Source organism: Moraxella lacunata (genome assembly GCF_002027545.1).
GTDB classification, from domain to species: Bacteria; Pseudomonadota; Gammaproteobacteria; order Pseudomonadales; family Moraxellaceae; genus Moraxella; species Moraxella lacunata.
The window spans coordinates 1-17,405 of sequence record NZ_MXAN01000009.1 but is presented as its reverse complement, the minus strand read 5'-3'; the positions used below and the strand labels follow the sequence as shown (position 1 = coordinate 17,405).

At 46.2% G+C, this 17,405-nt stretch carries 16 protein-coding genes and 1 pseudogene; 6 read left to right on the top strand and 11 right to left on the bottom strand.

All coding sequences use genetic code 11. From position 1 onward, the window contains the following. The first annotated feature begins 10 nt into the window (after positions 1 to 10). From carB to B5J94_RS01830, 6 genes and pseudogenes are all read left to right on the top strand, one after another. Complete coding sequence (carB, locus tag B5J94_RS01855; RefSeq protein ID WP_062498501.1) at positions 11 to 3,241, top strand: carbamoyl-phosphate synthase large subunit; 3,231 nt, start codon at positions 11 to 13, stop codon at positions 3,239 to 3,241. A 116-nt stretch (positions 3,242 to 3,357) separates the two neighbouring features. After that, on the top strand, positions 3,358 to 3,558 hold the full coding sequence (locus B5J94_RS01850) for a hypothetical protein (protein ID WP_062498500.1): 201 nt from the start codon (positions 3,358 to 3,360) through the stop codon (positions 3,556 to 3,558). A gap of 31 nt (positions 3,559 to 3,589) precedes the next feature. Beyond that, a complete protein-coding gene (locus B5J94_RS01845; protein ID WP_062498499.1) occupies positions 3,590 to 3,928 on the top strand; it encodes a type II toxin-antitoxin system VapC family toxin in 339 nt (112 codons plus the stop codon). Between the two features lie 38 nt (positions 3,929 to 3,966). Next, positions 3,967 to 4,461 (top strand): putative molybdenum carrier protein, encoded by a 495-nt coding sequence (locus B5J94_RS01840; protein WP_062498498.1) that lies wholly within the window; start codon positions 3,967 to 3,969, stop codon positions 4,459 to 4,461. A 171-nt stretch (positions 4,462 to 4,632) separates the two neighbouring features. Next, entirely contained in the window at positions 4,633 to 5,280 is a 648-nt protein-coding gene (locus B5J94_RS01835; protein WP_174519802.1) for a DNA-3-methyladenine glycosylase family protein, read from the top strand. A 91-nt stretch (positions 5,281 to 5,371) separates the two neighbouring features. After that, positions 5,372 to 6,652: pseudogene (locus B5J94_RS01830) on the top strand (O-acetylhomoserine aminocarboxypropyltransferase/cysteine synthase family protein). Between the two features lie 101 nt (positions 6,653 to 6,753). Here B5J94_RS01830 and B5J94_RS01825 read toward each other — a convergent pair. The 11 genes from B5J94_RS01825 to thiM all read right to left on the bottom strand — a co-directional run bounded on the left by B5J94_RS01825 (position 6,754) and on the right by thiM (position 17,117). After that, complete coding sequence (locus tag B5J94_RS01825; RefSeq protein ID WP_062498497.1) at positions 6,754 to 9,375, bottom strand: LysM peptidoglycan-binding domain-containing protein; 2,622 nt, start codon at positions 9,373 to 9,375, stop codon at positions 6,754 to 6,756. 143 nt (positions 9,376 to 9,518) lie between these two features. Then, a complete protein-coding gene (locus tag B5J94_RS01820) occupies positions 9,519 to 10,094 on the bottom strand; it encodes a nuclear transport factor 2 family protein (RefSeq protein ID WP_143821876.1) in 576 nt (191 codons plus the stop codon). 115 nt (positions 10,095 to 10,209) lie between these two features. Further along, positions 10,210 to 11,445, bottom strand: coding sequence for an O-succinylhomoserine sulfhydrylase (locus B5J94_RS01815; RefSeq protein ID WP_062498496.1), 1,236 nt, complete (start codon positions 11,443 to 11,445; stop codon positions 10,210 to 10,212). 196 nt (positions 11,446 to 11,641) lie between these two features. Then, a complete protein-coding gene (locus B5J94_RS01810; RefSeq protein WP_062498495.1) occupies positions 11,642 to 11,989 on the bottom strand; it encodes a hypothetical protein in 348 nt (115 codons plus the stop codon). Positions 11,990 to 12,086: 97 nt separating this feature from the next. Further along, entirely contained in the window at positions 12,087 to 12,287 is a 201-nt protein-coding gene (locus tag B5J94_RS01805) for a hypothetical protein (protein ID WP_062498494.1), read from the bottom strand. 159 nt (positions 12,288 to 12,446) lie between these two features. After that, positions 12,447 to 13,658 (bottom strand): nicotinate phosphoribosyltransferase, encoded by a 1,212-nt coding sequence (gene pncB, locus B5J94_RS01800; protein WP_062498493.1) that lies wholly within the window; start codon positions 13,656 to 13,658, stop codon positions 12,447 to 12,449. Positions 13,659 to 13,929: 271 nt separating this feature from the next. Continuing rightward, positions 13,930 to 14,187 carry a type II toxin-antitoxin system YafQ family toxin gene (locus tag B5J94_RS01795; RefSeq protein WP_062498492.1) on the bottom strand — a complete coding sequence of 86 codons (258 nt, stop codon included), beginning with the start codon at positions 14,185 to 14,187 and terminating at the stop codon, positions 13,930 to 13,932. Beyond that, the gene (locus B5J94_RS01790) at positions 14,174 to 14,449 is read right to left on the bottom strand and encodes a type II toxin-antitoxin system RelB/DinJ family antitoxin (RefSeq protein ID WP_062498491.1); all 276 of its coding nucleotides are present in this window, start codon (positions 14,447 to 14,449) and stop codon (positions 14,174 to 14,176) included. The genes B5J94_RS01795 and B5J94_RS01790 overlap by 14 nt, the downstream gene beginning before the upstream one ends. Positions 14,450 to 14,525: 76 nt before the next feature. Continuing rightward, positions 14,526 to 15,185, bottom strand: coding sequence for a thiamine phosphate synthase (gene thiE, locus B5J94_RS01785; protein ID WP_062498490.1), 660 nt, complete (start codon positions 15,183 to 15,185; stop codon positions 14,526 to 14,528). A gap of 253 nt (positions 15,186 to 15,438) precedes the next feature. Beyond that, positions 15,439 to 16,278, bottom strand: coding sequence for a bifunctional hydroxymethylpyrimidine kinase/phosphomethylpyrimidine kinase (gene thiD / locus B5J94_RS01780; protein ID WP_062498489.1), 840 nt, complete (start codon positions 16,276 to 16,278; stop codon positions 15,439 to 15,441). After that, positions 16,275 to 17,117, bottom strand: a complete 843-nt coding sequence (thiM, locus tag B5J94_RS01775) for a hydroxyethylthiazole kinase (RefSeq protein WP_062498505.1) — start codon at positions 17,115 to 17,117, stop codon at positions 16,275 to 16,277. Before thiM ends, thiD begins: the two co-directional genes overlap by 4 nt. Positions 17,118 to 17,405 lie beyond the last annotated feature (288 nt).

Genomic DNA, 17,405 nt, shown 5'->3' with positions numbered 1-17,405 from the left:
GAGAGACACCATGCCAAAACGTACCGACATACAATCCATTCTTATCATCGGGGCAGGCCCCATTGTCATCGGACAAGCCTGTGAATTTGACTATTCAGGGGCTCAGGCGTGTAAAGCCTTAAAAGAAGAAGGCTACCGAGTGATTTTGGTGAACTCAAACCCCGCCACCATCATGACCGACCCGTCTATGGCGGACGCCACTTACATTGAGCCGATTACTTGGCAGACGGTTGCCAAAATCATTGAAAAAGAACGCCCTGATGCGGTGCTACCGACCATGGGCGGACAGACGGCATTGAACTGTGCGTTGGCACTAGATGCAAACGGCGTGCTAAAACAGTACGGTTGTGAGCTGATTGGGGCGACCAAAGAAGCCATTGAAAAAGCCGAAGACCGCAATCTATTTGACAAGGCGATGAAAAAAATCGGTCTTGAATGCCCCAAAGCCGACATTGCCGAGACCATGGAGCAAGCCTTAGAAATCCAATCTCGTTTTGGTTTTCCTGTCATTATCCGCCCGTCTTTTACCATGGGCGGAAGTGGGGGCGGTATTGCCTATAATAAAGAAGAGTTTTTGGAGATTTGTCAGCGTGGTTTTGACTTATCGCCCACGCATCAGCTATTGATTGATGAGAGCCTTATCGGCTGGAAAGAGTATGAAATGGAAGTCGTGCGAGACAAAAACGACAACTGTATCATCGTCTGCTCCATTGAAAACTTTGACCCCATGGGCGTGCATACAGGCGACTCAATCACCGTTGCCCCTGCTCAGACTTTGACCGATAAAGAATATCAGCTCATGCGTAACGCCTCTATCGCTGTCTTGCGTGAGATTGGCGTAGAGACGGGTGGCTCCAACGTACAGTTTGGTATCAACCCCAAAGACGGTCGCATGGTCGTCATTGAAATGAACCCCCGTGTGAGCCGTTCATCAGCGTTAGCGTCCAAGGCGACAGGTTTTCCGATTGCCAAAATCGCTGCCAAATTGGCGGTCGGTTACACGCTTGACGAGCTAAAAAATGACATTACAGGCGGTGTTACCCCTGCGTCTTTTGAGCCGTCCATTGATTATGTCGTTACCAAAATTCCACGCTTTAACTTTGAAAAATTCCCCCAAGCTGAACCTGTGCTAACCACACAAATGAAGTCAGTCGGTGAAGTTATGGCAATCGGTCGCAATTTTCAAGAATCCATGCAAAAGGCACTGCGTGGGCTTGAAACAGGGGCGACAGGCTTTGATGAAGTGATGAATTTGGAAAACAAATCGGCAAATGCCATTGTTTCTGAGATTAAAAACCGCCTAAGCATTCCCACGCCTGAACGCATTTTTTATCTTGCCGAAGCGTTTCGTCATGGATTTAGTCTTGATGAAGTGTTTGAATTGACGAAGATTGACCGTTGGTTCTTGGTGCAAATTGAAGACATCATCAAAACCGAAAATGAAATCAAAACCTTAGGCTTTGGCGATTTGACTGCCGAGAATATCCGCACCTTTAAGCGTAAGGGCATGAGCGATTTACGCATTGCCAATCTTATGGGCATTAGCCAAAAGCAGTTCCGCAAACAGCGTTGGAATTTGGGCGTATATCCGATTTATAAACGAGTGGACACCTGTGCAGGCGAATTTGCGTCCAATACCGCCTATATGTATTCAAGCTATGATGACGAGTGCGAGGCATGCCCAACCGACAAAGACAAAATCATGGTCATCGGCGGAGGTCCAAACCGTATCGGACAAGGCATTGAGTTTGATTACTGCTGTGTTCATGCCGCCCTTGCCATGCGTGAAGACGGCTACGAGACCATTATGGTAAACTGTAACCCAGAAACCGTCTCAACCGACTATGACACGTCAGACCGCTTGTATTTTGAGCCGATTACCCTAGAAGATGTGCTAGAAATCGTCCGCACCGAAAATCCTAAGGGCGTGATTGTGCAATATGGTGGTCAAACGCCGCTTAAACTTGCCCGTAGCCTAGAAGAAGCTGGTGTGCCTATCATCGGCACAAGCCCTGATGCGATTGACCGTGCCGAAGACCGTGAGCGTTTCCAGCAGATGATTAACAAGCTAAACCTAAGACAGCCCAATAACAGCATTGTCAAATCATCAGAAGAAGGCATTCGTGAGGCGGTAAAAGTCGGCTATCCTTTGGTTGTGCGTCCGTCCTATGTGCTTGGTGGTCGTGCCATGGAGATTGTCTATAATGAAGACGAGCTAAAACGCTACCTGCGTGAGGCGGTGCAAGCGTCTAATGAAGCCCCTGTCCTGCTTGACCGTTTCTTGGACGATGCCATTGAGGTGGACGTGGACTGCGTGTCGGACGGCAAAGACGTGGTAATTGGCGGTATCATGCAACACATTGAGCAAGCAGGTGTTCACTCAGGCGACTCAGCGTGTTCCATTCCGCCTTATTCGCTAGGGCAAGACATTCAAGACGAGATGAGACGACAAACCATAGCCATGGCAAAAGAGCTTGGCGTGGTGGGGCTTATGAACGTGCAATTTGCCGTAAAAGGCGATGAGATTTATATCCTAGAAGTGAACCCGAGAGCAAGCCGAACCGTGCCATTTGTCTCAAAATGTATCGGCACGTCTTTGGCAAAAGTCGCCGCTCGCTGTATGGCAGGGCAGACGTTGGCGGAGCAGAACTTTGTCAGCGAGATTGTGCCAAAACACTTCTCGGTCAAAGAAGCGGTATTCCCCTTTGCCAAATTCCAAGGCGTAGACCCCATTTTGGGCCCTGAAATGAAATCCACAGGCGAGGTCATGGGCGTGGGTCAGACCTTTGGCGAGGCGTATTATAAGGCAACGCTGGGCAGTGGCGACAGATTGACAGGACTACCACAAGAGGGCGAGACCAAAACTGTCTTTATCTCGGTGCGTGATAGCGATAAAGTAGGGGTGGTGGACGTGGCAAAACGTCTGGCGGGCTTTGGCTTTAACATCGTTGCCACAGGCGGTACGCATGACGTACTTACCGATGCTGGCGTGGCGTGCGAGCGTGTCAATAAGGTGAGCGAAGGTCGTCCGCACATCGTAGATATGATGAAAAATGGTCAAATTCATCTTGCCATTAACACAACCGAAGGCAAACAGGCGTTAGAAGACTCCTTCCCAATCCGCCGTGAAGCCCTACAAAACAAGGTACTCATCGCAACCACGCTAAACGCAGGGCGTGCGGTTTGTGAAGCCTATGAGACGACATTGCCGTTTAATGTGTATAAATTGCAAGATTTGTAATTTACTTATAAAAACATCAAAATTAACCGCTGTTAGAGATAATGGCGGTTAATTGTTTTTGGCGATTGCAATGTGTTATAATTTTTTTAAACTTATTAAAACATTGGAGGATTATTATGCAATATACAGCCATTGCCAAAGACGGTGGGTTATTTATTCCAAATATTCAACCTTTTCCACAAAATGAATGGTTTGTTGTGGAAATTAGCCAAATTAAACCACAACCTAGCCATAATGATGACACGCTAGACCAAGTGATTGGTATATTAAAAGGCGTGGACGGTGTGGAATTTCAAAATGCTTTACGGGCAGAATAGCGATGATTTTGGTAGATAGCAACATTATTATTTGTCAGCCGATGATAATGCGGTCAAATTCATCAAGCAACATCAAGGCAATTTAGCCATTTCTATTTTGACGGTTATGGAAGTTTTGTCATATCCTTTTGATGATGAGCAAGCCACAAAAGTGGAAAATTTTTTGCAAAAATCGTTTGTATGGTTAGAAATCAATCACGACATTATTTTTAAAACCGCACATATTCGCCGTATTAAGAAAATGAAAGGCATTGATGCCTTGATTGCAGGTACGGCACTTGTTCATCACTTGCCATTAGCCACACGCAATCTGAAAGATTTTACTCATTTACCCATAGAACTTATCAATCCTATTGACAAATCGGTTTAACCCACTCAAAGAATTTTGGTAAATTTTTAAGGAATACCATGACTTTCCCAAAAATCATCTCAGGCGGACAGACAGGCGTGGATAGGGGTGCGTTGGACGGTGCGTTATCTCGTGGTATGCCGTGCGGTGGGCATTGCCCCGAAGGCAGGCAAGCCGAAGACGATATCATTGATGACAAATATCCGCTCACGCCCCTAATGGGTGCGGGCTATCGCAAACGCACTCGCCAAAACGTGATAGACAGCGATGCGACCGTGATTATTTACCACGCCCAAATCACCCCAAAAAGTGGCACAGAATTGACCCTAAAAACGTGTATTAGCCAACATAAGCCGTATTTACTCATTGATATGAACGTGTTTTCGGCAGAAGTAGCGTCTGATTATCTTATTGATTTTATTGAAAAATATGACATCAAAACGCTAAATTTTGGCGGTTCTCGTGGCTGGGTTGTGCCAACGATTCAAGCCTTTACCCAAGAGACCGTTGAACTTGCCATTGATAAATATCTGATAAATAAAGATTTGTGCTAATATGACTTTAAATGATTTATGGTAAATTCTATTCAAAACACAACAAAAGTTTTTCCGTTCGTGGCAAGCTTGTCGAACCATAACGGAAAAACCAATTCACCCTTCGACTTAGCTCAGGGCGAACGGTTTTTTGTATGGTTTTGATATGAATTGAGTATAAAAAGAAATCCTATGCAAACTTTCCAATATGACAACTCCCATACCGATTATTTGGCCAGTCGTTGCCCCAAAATGGCAATGGCGATTAACAAAATCGGACACATTGACCGCCCTGTCAATCCTGATATATTTAGCGAGCTGATACGGGCAATCATCGGTCAGCAGATTTCCAGCTCCGCCGCCCAAACCGTATGGCAACGCTTGACAAATTTGACCGACATCACACCGACCGCCCTTGCCAACTTATCAGCTGATGAGTTGCAGGGCATTGGCATATCGTATCGCAAGGTGGGTTATATTCAGGGCATTGCGTGCGATATTTTGGACAATCATTTGGATTTGGATAGCCTGCACACGATGAGCGATGATGAGATAAAACAGGTGCTTGTTGCCTTTAAAGGCGTGGGCGAATGGACAGCACAAATGCTGATGATTTTTAGCCTAAATCGCATGGACGTGTTAAGTCAGCATGATTTGGCGATTGTGCGTGGGCTTAGAATGTTGTATCGTCATCGTGAAATCACGCCCAAGCTGTTTGCCAAATATCAAAGGCGGTTTACCCCCTATAATTCGGTGGCAAGTCTGTATCTGTGGGCGATTGCAGGTGGGGCGTTGGATTTAACCGACCCCAAACCTGCCGTGAAAAAAGCCAAATCTTGATTGTCAAATCCTAATTGTCAAATCTTAATTGCCATAACCAGTCCAATTTGTTACAATCTAACGGTTACTTCATTGCAAAAAGGAAAACGCCATGACCCACACACATCACCCCGAAACCCTTGCCATTCATGCAGGTTATGAGATTGACCCCACAACCAAAGCCGTTGCCGTGCCGATTTATCAGACCAGTTCTTATGCTTTTGACAACACCCAACACGGGGCGGATTTGTTTGATTTAAAAGTGACGGGCAACATCTACACCCGTATCATGAACCCGACCAATGCCGTGCTAGAAGCTCGCATGAGTGCCTTAGAAGGCGGTGTGGCGGGGTTGTGCGTGGCGTCTGGTATGTCCGCCATTACCTACACCATTTAGGCACTCTGTGAAGCGGGCGATAACATCGTGTCGGTCTCTACCTTGTATGGTGGCACTTACAATCTGTTCGCCCACACCTTACCCCGTCAAGGCATTGAAGTGCGTTTTTTTGATTATAATAACCCTGAAAGCCTGCTTGATTTGATTGATGATAAGACCAAGCTAGTCTTTGGTGAGAGCATTGGCGATCCCCTAGGCAATATCCTAGACATCGCCAAAATCAGTGAGCTTGCTCATAGTAAGGGCGTGCCTGTGGTCATTGACAACACGGTCGCCACACCAATCCTATGTAAGCTCTTTGAGCATGGGGCGGACATCGTGGTGCATTCTTTGACCAAATACGCAAGCGGTTCTGGTACAAGCGTGGGCGGTATCATCATTGACGGCGGTCGTTTTGACTGGGCAAGCCAAAAAGAGCGTTTTCCCCTACTAAACACCCCCGATGTCAGCTATCATGGCGTAAACTTTGCCGAAGCCATGGGGAATATGGCGTTCATCGCCCGAGCCCGTGTCGCCCCACTTCGCAACACAGGGGCGTGCCTGTCGCCCATGAGGCAAATCATGCTTGGACTTGAAACACTTGCCCTACGTATGGAGCGACATTGCGATAATGCGTTGGCGGTGGCTAAGTTCTTGGAAAGCCATGAACAAGTCGCTTGGGTCAAATACGCAGGGCTAGACACGCACCCCGAGCATGATTTGGCACAAAAATACTATAAGGGCAAGCCGTCAGCGATTTTAACCTTTGGGGTGAAAGGCGGACGAGAAGCAGGGGCGAAATTCATCGATGCCTTAGAGCTTATCACTCGTCTTGTCAATATCGGCAATGCCAAGTCGCTGGCTTGCCACCCTGCCACGACCACCCACCGCCAACTTAATGACGAAGAGCTTGCCAAAGCAGGTGTGAGCGAAGACATGATTCGCCTGTCTATCGGCATTGAACATATCAATGACATCAAGGCGGATTTAAATCAGGCATTGGCAAAAGCCAAATAAACCGCAAAACCGTCATTGAAGTTAATGGCGGTTTTATTCTAAACCCCTTTGACAACATAAAACCCCATCTTAATTTCAAGATGGGGTTTTGTTTGGGCTGATTATTTGTGTGGCACAATCAAGGTTTGGTTGATTTTCAACTGTGCGTTAGTGCTTAAATCATTCATCTTGGCAAGCTCTGCCACACTAATGCCAAATTTTCTCGCCACAGAGTTAAGGCTGTCGCCTGACTTAACTTTATAAGTATCAATCAATTTTGGCACTTGGAGTGTCTGTCCCCGTTGTAGCTGAGCATTGGCAGACAGTTTATTGGTCGCCGCCAAATCCCGTACTGACACGCCATATCTATTGGCAAGTACCGTTAAGTTATCACCCGCTTTTACTGTGTAGCTTTCGGTGGATTTGATGACATTATCACGAGCGGTGTTTGAGCTGTCATTACGACTGCTTTGAGCGGTGTTTCTACTGCTGGTATTTACCGTGCCTGCCGCAGGAATGGTAATACTTCTACCACGAATAAGTCCTGCTGTTCTTGATAGGTTATTGGCAGCAGCGAGCTCATCCACACTAATACCGTATTTATTTGCCACCGATGACAAGCTGTCGCCTGATTGAATGGTGTATTTTACCGATTGGTTGTTTAGTTTGCGTTCCACTTGGGCGTTGGTGGCAGGTACTTTTATCGTCTGTCCTGCGATAAGTGGCGAGTTGGCATTAAAGCTATTTAATGCAGCGATGTCAGCATTGCTCACGCCCAGTTTTCTGGAGATGGCAGTCAGCGTATCGCCTGACTGGACTTTGTAGGTGCCAGTATTGGCACTGCTCGATGACCCGCTTGATGAGCTTGTGTTACTGCTTGACTTGACTGGCGCGCCTGATACTTTTAGCTTTTGATTAATCAAAATGCCATCGGTGACCGACAAACCATTGAGTGCCGCCAAATCCTGCACACTCATGTTGTATTTTCTTGCCACCGAAGTAAGGCTCTCGCCCGACTGGACGGTATGCGTACTGGTCTTGGCTGCTGGCTTGGCGGTGTCTTTGGCGACCGTGCTGACTTTACCAGGGATGAGCCACAGGCGTTGCCCTGTCTTCACTTGCGTGTTTGCAGGAATGCCATTATAGCTTGCCAACTGACTGACACTTAGCCCGTGAGCTGCTGCAATACCTGTCAATGTATCGCCCGCCACGACCTTGTAACGCTCTGCTCTGACAGGGGCTTGTGTCTGCGTGGGGACTGGGGTAGTAGGGGTAGTAACGGGCGGGATGTATGCTGTGTTTGGCGGTGATGCGACCGCAGGCGTGCCCGCTCCTGTTGGGGCGTTATAGCTTAGGCTTTTTGTCTCGCCACGAACTTCAAGCACAGACTGCTGAGTTTGCACCGCGTTTAGCTCAATATTACCATCAAGGGCAATCGGTTGGACGTTTTCTGTGCTGTTTGCTTGGATTTGAGCAGCGATAAAATCACGCTCTTCTTGGGTGAGTGGTGGCTCTTGGATGATACTGTTATTAGCCGTGATGCCCGCCCCTGTGGCTGGCAAAGCATTGGCAGATGCCAGCTCTTTGCCTGAATTGGGGTTTTGTACACCCATGTTTGGCTGTACATAATTGCTTGCAACATAGGTAGAAGCACCATAGCCCATGCCTTGCAATTCTCTAAGCCTTGCATCAGCACTGCTTGGCACGCTATTGGGGATAATCACACGTCCCGGTCCACTGGCATCCACGCTATAATTAATAAGCGACGGGTTAAGTAGTCTTAACTCATCTACTGGCACGCCCGTCACATTTGACACGTCATATAGGCTCACACCAAAGTTGGCAGGCACGGCTCTAAAGTGGGTATGGTTGGCAATGGCAGGCAGATACACGCCATAGCTTTGGGGGTTTTTGACAATTTGAGCAACCGCCATAAAGCGTGGTACGTAGTTCATCGTCTCAGTAGGCAGGCGTAGTGACCAATAATCGGTTGGCAGACCTGCATTGCGATTGGCGTCAATGGCTCTTTGGATACGTCCTGGTCCTGCATTATAAGCCGCCAAAGCAAGCTCCCAAGAACCAAACTGATTATACAAACTGGTCAAAAAGTCATACGCCACTCGGGTGGATTCGATGATGTCACGACGACCGTCATAAGTGGTGCTTTGGTTGAGACCATAAATACGCCCAGTACTGGGGATAAACTGCCAAAGACCTGCTGCCGCTGCGTTGGATGTTGCTGATGGGTCGTAGGAGCTTTCAATGATGGGCAGTAGGGCAAGTTCGGTTGGGATACCACGACGCTCCGCTTCGGTTACGGTGTGATGTAGATAACGTGATGTACGGGCGGTTAGGCGATTGATGTAGTCTTGACGGCTATAAAACCATGATTTTTGGGCTTCAATGCGTCCATTATTTATCTCGCTCATGCGATAGCCACGACGCACTCTGTCCCACAAATCACCATAACGCTGTACGGTCAAGGCATCACCCTCTACCATGGTCATGTCCGTGGCTTGGAGTAGGTCTTCTAACTCATCTAGGGTTGCTTGGTCAAGCACGCCTGCATAGATATCAGCAGGGGCATTTGGCGTGCTTGGGGTGCTAACAATGGGGGCATTACCTGTGTTTACGTTAGTATTATTGGTACTGGCACAAGCAAATAATAACGTCGATGAGACAGCAATGGTCAAGGGTTTAAGACCTGCCACGCCTGTTTTAGAGCCTATGTTAAAAAAAGCCATGATAAAATCCTATTAATTAATGATGTGAAATATGCTCGTATTATAATATATCAAGCCCCATCAATCAAACCCAAATATGTTAATAGAAAAGGCATGGCATTGCCACACCTATTTTCTTTCTTGATTTTTTAAAATCGTATAGTCTATTCCACAGTAACTTGCGACACCGCTCTAAGTAGCATGGCATTACCGCCTGTATAGGACAAAGTTGCCTTGGAATGCGTTCTAAATGTCGTGCGACGACCATCTTTTGTCCAGCTCTCTGTGGTGATAACATTGGCTCGGGCTTGATTGCCTGTGACGACCACATCTGTCACATTAATACTATAACGATAGTCGCTCGCCCCTGCCCATGATTTTTGGAGTAGTTGCAAATACCCATTTTTATCAAGGGTAGTGGTATTGCCTTTGCGTGTCAAACTAATGACAGCATTATCATCGATAAGACGTGAAACCATGCCGATATTTTGAGCATTGGCGGCAGTATTTAGGCTACTGGCAAAACTCTGAACCGCTGACTCGCTCATGGCATACGCAGGGGCAGTCATGACCGCTGTCCCCACCAACAGTGCCGAGCCAATGACAGGGAGCCATCCACGGCTACGGCGAGCATGACTGATGGACGTGGTGATATCACTCTGCGATTTGCCCTGCCCTTTTTTGTGCCATAGAGTCATCATCAGCCCACCGACGGCAACAACTTTAAGAATTTTTTTCATAAATTAACTTTCAAAAATAAATTTAGCATAAGATAACAGCCCCGCCCTAAGCAAACATGGCTCCTTTGTAATATTTTGTTGCAATTTTGGCAAAAGTCGTGGCTGACCCATGTTTTTACAACTCATCAAGCCCACGCTTTAAATCATTGATAATATCATTGACATTTTCAAGCCCGGCCGATAGGCGAATGAGACCGTCATTCACACCCGCCTGCACTCGTTGCTCGGGCGTCATGCGAAAATGGGTGGTGCTTGCAGGGTGGGTAATGGTGGACTTGGCATCGCCTAAGTTGTTGGTAATGCTGATGACCCGTGTGCTGTCAATGACGTGCCACGCCTTGTCTTTGTCCGCCACTTCAAAGCCGATAATCGCCCCGAATGCTCCGCCTTGCACGTCTAAGTGCGTGTGTTGCGATTTGGCAAGCGTGTGGCTTGGGTGGGCAGATAGCCCTGAAAAATGCACTTTTTGGACGTTGGGGTGGTTTGATAAAAATTCGGCAACCCGATTGGCATTGTCGCAATGGGCTTTCATGCGGATTGATAGGGTCTCTAACCCCTTTAACAGCACCCACGCATTAAAGGGCGACAGGCTAATGCCCCCCGTACGCACCACGCCAAACGCCTTTTCCATCAGCTCATCAGAGCCAACCAACGCTCCGCCAAGCACACGCCCTTGCCCGTCAATGTACTTGGACGCCGAATGAATCACCACGTCCGCCCCAAGCTCCAACGGCTTTTGAATGGCAGGGGTGGCAAAGCAGTTATCCACGATAAGCATCGCCCCATTGTCATGGGCAAGGTTTGCCAAAAATCGCAAATCGGCAATTTGAGCTAAGGGATTGGAAGGGCTTTCACAGTACAAAACTCTGGTGTTTGGCTGAATGGCGTTTTGCCATGCGTCATTGTCAAAACAGTCCACATAGCTCACCTCCACGCCAAACGAGCGAAAGTAAGTATCAAACAACGCAACCGATGAGCCGAACAACTGCTTGGCACAAAGCAAGTGGTCGCCTGCTTTTAGATACGCCAAACACATGGTCAAAATCGCCCCCATGCCACTGGCGGTAGCGACACAGCGTTCGCCCCCTTCTAGCAGGGCAAGCCGTCTTTCAAAGGCTCGCACGGTAGGATTGGTGTGGCGTGAATAGACATTGCCTTTTTTTGTGCCGTCAAAATGGTCGGCGGCGTCTTTGGCGGACTTGTAAACATAGCTACTGGTCGTAAAAATCGCCTCGCCATGCTCGCCCTCGTCCGTGCGATGATAACCGCCACGGATTGCCAAAGTCTCTTCAAAAAATCCCAAAGTCGGGTCTAGGGCATCGGATTGCCAGTTGGGGTCTAAGGTGGTCATGATTTTCCTATTAATTTTAATGCTAAAATGATTGGCGTGCCGTACGCACCCATTGATGGTGCATTAGTATAGCATAATCCTATAAAAACCGCTCTTGATAATTTTATGGGGCAAGAGTGTGGTATATCATGCTCACTAACATTGTGAAAATTTATCTAATAAATGCTATTTTTTTTATTTTGTTCATGGTGAATGTTTATTCATCATTGAATAAATAAAAATAACCGTCTTTAATCTTAAAATTAACTTTGCAATCCTCACCTAAAAACATTAAAAGATTGAATTGATATTTTAAAAATAAATCTTGTGTTTTGTGCCACATAATTTCCATTTGTTTAATTTCATTAAAATCACTCAAATGATTGTCAATATCTCTCTCAATCAATTCTATAAAAAGAACATTTTCATCAAAATAAGTCTGATACCACTTTAATTTACTTTTAAAAAATACAAAGGCTGATTTTTGATGATATTTTTCACAAGTAATTAAAATTGATGAAATATGAAATATTTCTGTTCTTTCGTTAGTTTGCAGTTGATACATTTTTAAAACTCTATTTTGGCTTTATCAAATTCTAAAAAGTTAGTCTTTTTTCATTTAATTCTTGTAAAATTAAATCTGCCGTAATACTATCAATTCCTTAAACTTCAATATTTAAAGTATGAAAATAAGGGTTGGTATGACTATCATCAAAATCAATATTTTTAATGATGAATTTATCACTATTGCCAAAATAATGATAAATTAAATCCCAAACATATTCTGTGGCGTCATCAAAATTTCCTTGTCCAAATTGTTTTTCAATTTCTTGACAGGATAATTTAAATATTTTTGGTGTCATTTTTTAAAACCACTCAATATTTTAAAAACAAAGGCACATTTTTCCAATTAAAAATCAACAATGTCAAACAATCTCAATCGTCTGTTTCTTCGAATAGGTCTTTATTTAATGCCATTTAGAAATTTTAAAAACAAAAGGGGTATAACACCCCTTTTTTTATCACTCTTTAACTTCAAACACCTGCTTTAAATACGCCAAATACGTATCATCGTCAATCATCGTCTTACCAGGGCTGTCGGAGAGTTTGGCGACAGGTTGCCCGTTGCATTCCACAAGTTTTAGCACGATATTCAGTTGGGTTAGCCCCATGTCGTTGGTGAGATTGGTGCCGATACCAAAGCCTGTTTTGATACGGGTTTTAAAATATTCATGCAAATCCCACGCCTTTTGGAGTGTCAAGCCGTCGCTAAACGTCAGGCTTTTGGTTTTGGGGTCAATGCGTAGCTTCTCATAATGAGCAATCGCCTTATCGCCCCACTCGTACGGGTCGCCTGAGTCGTGGCGAAGTCCGTCAAAGAGCTTGGCAAAATACAAATCAAAATCTCTTAAAAATGCGTCCATGCCCACAACGTCCGTCAAGGCAATGCCCAAATCGCCCCGATATTCACGCACCCACGCCTCCAACGCCGCCTTTTGGCTATCACGCAAACGCACATCTAGGGCTTGAAAGGCTTGCATAAACTCATGAGCCATGGTGCCGATTGGCGTTAAACCCAGCTCTTTGGCAAGATAGACGTTGCTCGTCCCCCGAAAAATACTGGGCGATGCCTTGGCAAGCGTCCGCACCACATGATAATGCCAGTCTCGGCTATAACGGCGACGTGTGCCAAAATCCGCCACGGCAAAGGCAGGATTGTGTACGTCTGAGTGTTCTAGCATTTCATAATGTTTTAAAATTTGTACCTTTTCATCAAGGCGTTTTTGCCCGTCTGTTAGGGCATTGGGGTCATTTAGGCGTTCGTAATAGAGCTGATTGACAATGGATAACACAAAAATTTCAAAAAACATCGCCTGAATCATCGCCCCTTCAATCTCAATATTTAGGCGGTTTTCATCATCCGTCCACACCTTGATAAATCGGCGTTTTAATTGAAATAATTCTAAATAATCCACAAAATCAGGCTTAATAAACCGCAAATTTCTCAAATAATCTAGCTCATCTTGCTTAAATTTTAGGGTGCAAAGCAGGTCAAGCTGATGCTCCAAATCGTCCTTAATCTCGCCTAAGGGGAACGCCAATTTGTCGTTGTTGCGACAGCGAAAGCGGTACACGCCATGCGTTTGGGGGAATTGGTGAAGCATGGCTTGGAGCATGGTAAATTTGTATAAGTCATTATCCAATAATGATGTGATGATTGGCGTGTGGGTCATGATTTTTCCAAAAAGAAGTTTGGGGTATGATAGCAAATTTTTGGGGAAATGGGGGATATTTATTTAGGGCGTGCCTGTCTTTTGTATTTGCAATGAAAAATGAGAAAAATCGCAAATTTTTCAAGGAAAAGTCCGCAGTTGATATTAAAATACCAACAAGGATTTTGACGGTGCAAAACAAGATTTAGCCATTTTTCATGCAAAAACGATTAGTTTTTTCTAAAATATTTCTATATTGTAAACAGTGTTATAAAGGGCAGGCACGCCCTGATTAACCAAAAACTTCGCTATGGGTATTTAACCTTGCCAAATACAAAATATCATCTTCAATTTTGTAAATCAGCACCAAATCATTTTGTACATGGCAATCACGCCAGCCCTTTTTGTCGCCATGTAACGCATGGTCTTTGTATTTGGCAGGCAATGGCTCGCCACGATATAGACAACTTAATACTTCCAAAAGCTCGGCGGTGAGTTTTTGTTTTCTTAAATCCCTGTCAAAATCCTTACTGGTCTTAACGCTTAACATTATCTAGCCCTGCAAGCAAACTATCCAAATCATCATAAAGCGTACCACCGCCATTTTCTAGCTCGGCAATCGCTTGCAAGGTTTTGGCGTTGGGCGTTCTGGCTTGATAATCAAAAGACACAGGCACTTGATTGGTGCTAACCACCTGATGAAAAAACAGTTTAATCGCTTGTGTGGGCGACAAGCCATAGCTTGCCAGCACTTTTGTGGCTTGAGCTTTGAGTTCGTCATCAATGCGGATATTTAAATTGGTTGTGGTCATATAGCCCCCTTATGGTTATTTGTTTTATTGTAAAGCAATACGCCCCAATTTGCAATGACAAACGCCATACGATTTATCATGTTCCCTTTAACGCCCCCACCACCGCCCCCATATCGTCCGCACGGGCAATCACCGACACGCACGCCACACCGTCCGCCCCATTGGCACGCACAAGGCTTGCATTGGTCGTATCAATCCCACCAATGGCGACAAGCGGACGGTTGCCAATCATCGCTCGCACCTGCCCCACCATATCCACGCCCACCGCACGCCCAGCGTCCGCCTTTGAACGTGTGTCAAACACCGCCCCAATCGCCAAATAATCCGCCAAATCATGCCCCACGCTAACCCCTATCTCATCAAGCGAGCTGTGCGACAAACCCACAAACGCACGCCCACGGCAGAGCCTTGCCACGTCATGAATATCCATGTCCGTCTGCCCCACATGAACGCCGTCCGCCCCAATGTCAAGGCACAGATGAACGTCATTGTTAATCACAAATGGCACGCCATATTGACAGCATAACGCTTGGCAATCTAGGGCAAGCTTTTTAATCTTGTCAAGGCAAGTTAGGGCGTTGTCGCCTTTTTCACGAAATTGATAGCAAGTAATCCCTGCTTGCAAGGCATTCTCCAACACCGCAAGCAGTCTCTGCTCTGGCGTGGGTTCGGAGCGGTGTGTGCAGTCTTGTGTCCCTGCGACAAAATAGACGGACAGGATTGATTTATCAAACATGGGAGTTCCTTTTGGGGGATTAATGTGATGATTATAAGGTGCGTATTACACACCTTTTTATAAATGATACCCCATTCTCAATTTTGTATAAGTGATTAATTTATCAAGGGCGAATTGCAATTCGCCCCTACAACCCAAAAATAATTATAAAAAATCAATAGGTTATCATTTTAAGTTGAGATTGAAGTAACCGATTATCGGTGCGTACTACGCACCTTACGATTACGATTTTAAAATTTTCCAATCATTTTATCTATGCCCCACCTTCCCAAAACGCCCAATGATTAACCGCCCCATGTCCATGTCCGATGTTGGGGGCAGTGCTAATCGCTTGACTGATTAAGCGTTTGGCGGTACAGATAGCATCTGCCACGCTCGCCCCTTTGGCAAGCTCTGCCGTGATACACGCCGAGAACGTGCACCCTGTGCCGTGCGTGTTTTTGCTGTCGGTGCGTTCGCTTTGTACTTGCCAAATATCGCCCGTTTCATCAAGCACATAATCTGTACACATGGCACTTTGGGAATTTTGGCTGTGTCCGCCTTTGATGATGACCGTCTTTGCCCCCATGTCTTGTAAGGTGTGTAGGGCTTGCCTTATATCATCATCACACGCTATCGTCATGCCTGTCAGCACTTCGGCTTCTGGTAGGTTGGGCGTGATGATGTCAGTTAGGAGAATAAGCCGTCTTAGGCTGTCCGTTGCGTTGTCATCAAGCAAGGCTTGTCCGCCTTTGGCAATCATCACAGGGTCAAGCACCACTTGCCCAAACGGACGATTTTGTAGAAATTCCCCCACCGCATCAATAATGTCAGACGTGCCAAGCATACCGATTTTGCACGCCCCAATCGCAAAATCGTCCCCAATGGCGACAAGCTGGGCTTTGATGTGGTCGGTTGGCAGATGATGAATGTCCCATACGCCTTGGGTGTTTTGGGCGGTTGTGGCGGTCAGTACACTTGTACCGAATACACGCCTTATGGTAAAGGTTTTCAAATCCGCCTGAATGCCTGCCCCACCGCCAGAGTCCGACCCTGCAATGGTTAAGGCTTGGGCGGGGCGGTGGGTGAGTGGGTGCGTGTGGATGTGATTCATACTTCCCCCACGAACTTGACACGATTGGCAATTTCATCAGGGCTAATACCGCCCAATTTGTCCAAAAATTGATACATAAACGTACCACTTTGGCTTGGCAATAAGCCTTCACAGGCAAGCTCGCCTGCAATGGCAAACGTGGCACAGGCATTGACCGCCCCCACCAAATACCGCTCACGCCCTGCCACCGCCAAAAACGCCCCAATCACCGCACTTAGCAGACACCCTGTGGCGGTAACTTTAGGGAGTAGTGGCGCACCATTGGCAAGAGCAAGCACCTGCGTGCCGTCCGAAATATAGTCAATCTCGCCTGTCAAAATGGCAATGGTGCGGTACTTTTGGGCAACCGCTTGGCAAATGCTCGCCAAATCCGCATCGCCACGCCCTGCGTCCACGCCTTTGGCTTGCCAGCTTGCCCCTGCCAAAAATGCAAGCTCGCCTGCATTGCCACGAATGGCATCAAACTGCACGACTTGGCTAATCTGATGAATGGTAGATTGGCGTAAAGTGCTTGCCGACACCGCCACAGGGTCTAGCACCACAGGAATGCCGTGGGCGTTGGCGGTCTGCCCTGCGATAATCATGGCGGACGTTTTGGGGTCGGACGGTGTGCCGATGTTTAGCACGACAGCACTACTTATCTTGGCAAGCTCCGCCATCTCTAAGGGCGACTCCGCCATCATCGGAGACGCACCAACGGCAAGCAGTCCATTGGCGGTAAAATTGGCAGAAACCAGATTGGTGATGTTGTGAATTAGAGGGTTTTGCTTGCGGACTTCACTGATTAAGTCTAGGGGGATTTGGTTTGGGGAGAATGGGGTTTTGGTAACTGCGGTCATGGGTTTTTCCTTTTTAAGATTAGGGCGTGTTGAACCTTTATAACACTATTTACAATATAGAAATGTTTTAGAAATAAACTAATCGTTTTTGCATGAAAAATGGCTAAATCTTGTTTTTCATCGTCAAAAACTTGTCTGATAGAATAACTATCAGACTGCATTTTTTCCTTGAAAAACGTGCGATTTTTCTCATTTTTCATTGCAAATATAAAAGGCATGCACGCCCTAATTTAAAACCCAATTAACACGTTACCGAGCCAAACCAATCATGTTAGCCAACTACCACGC

What these genes read in the sequence shown, in the direction of transcription:
- carB (WP_062498501.1), top strand. Translation starts at nt 11, where the DNA reads ATGCCAAAACGTACCGACATACAATCCATTCTTATCATCGGGGCAGGC.
- B5J94_RS01850 (WP_062498500.1), top strand. Translation starts at nt 3,358, where the DNA reads ATGCAATATACAGCCATTGCCAAAGACGGTGGGTTATTTATTCCAAAT.
- B5J94_RS01840 (WP_062498498.1), top strand. Translation starts at nt 3,967, where the DNA reads ATGACTTTCCCAAAAATCATCTCAGGCGGACAGACAGGCGTGGATAGG.
- B5J94_RS01835 (WP_174519802.1), top strand. Translation starts at nt 4,633, where the DNA reads ATGCAAACTTTCCAATATGACAACTCCCATACCGATTATTTGGCCAGT.
- B5J94_RS01825 (WP_062498497.1), bottom strand. Translation starts at nt 9,375, where the DNA reads ATGGCTTTTTTTAACATAGGCTCTAAAACAGGCGTGGCAGGTCTTAAA.
- B5J94_RS01820 (WP_143821876.1), bottom strand. Translation starts at nt 10,094, where the DNA reads ATGAAAAAAATTCTTAAAGTTGTTGCCGTCGGTGGGCTGATGATGACT.
- B5J94_RS01815 (WP_062498496.1), bottom strand. Translation starts at nt 11,445, where the DNA reads ATGACCACCTTAGACCCCAACTGGCAATCCGATGCCCTAGACCCGACT.
- B5J94_RS01810 (WP_062498495.1), bottom strand. Translation starts at nt 11,989, where the DNA reads ATGTATCAACTGCAAACTAACGAAAGAACAGAAATATTTCATATTTCA.
- B5J94_RS01805 (WP_062498494.1), bottom strand. Translation starts at nt 12,287, where the DNA reads ATGACACCAAAAATATTTAAATTATCCTGTCAAGAAATTGAAAAACAA.
- pncB (WP_062498493.1), bottom strand. Translation starts at nt 13,658, where the DNA reads ATGACCCACACGCCAATCATCACATCATTATTGGATAATGACTTATAC.
- B5J94_RS01795 (WP_062498492.1), bottom strand. Translation starts at nt 14,187, where the DNA reads ATGTTAAGCGTTAAGACCAGTAAGGATTTTGACAGGGATTTAAGAAAA.
- B5J94_RS01790 (WP_062498491.1), bottom strand. Translation starts at nt 14,449, where the DNA reads ATGACCACAACCAATTTAAATATCCGCATTGATGACGAACTCAAAGCT.
- thiE (WP_062498490.1), bottom strand. Translation starts at nt 15,185, where the DNA reads ATGTTTGATAAATCAATCCTGTCCGTCTATTTTGTCGCAGGGACACAA.
- thiD (WP_062498489.1), bottom strand. Translation starts at nt 16,278, where the DNA reads ATGAATCACATCCACACGCACCCACTCACCCACCGCCCCGCCCAAGCC.
- thiM (WP_062498505.1), bottom strand. Translation starts at nt 17,117, where the DNA reads ATGACCGCAGTTACCAAAACCCCATTCTCCCCAAACCAAATCCCCCTA.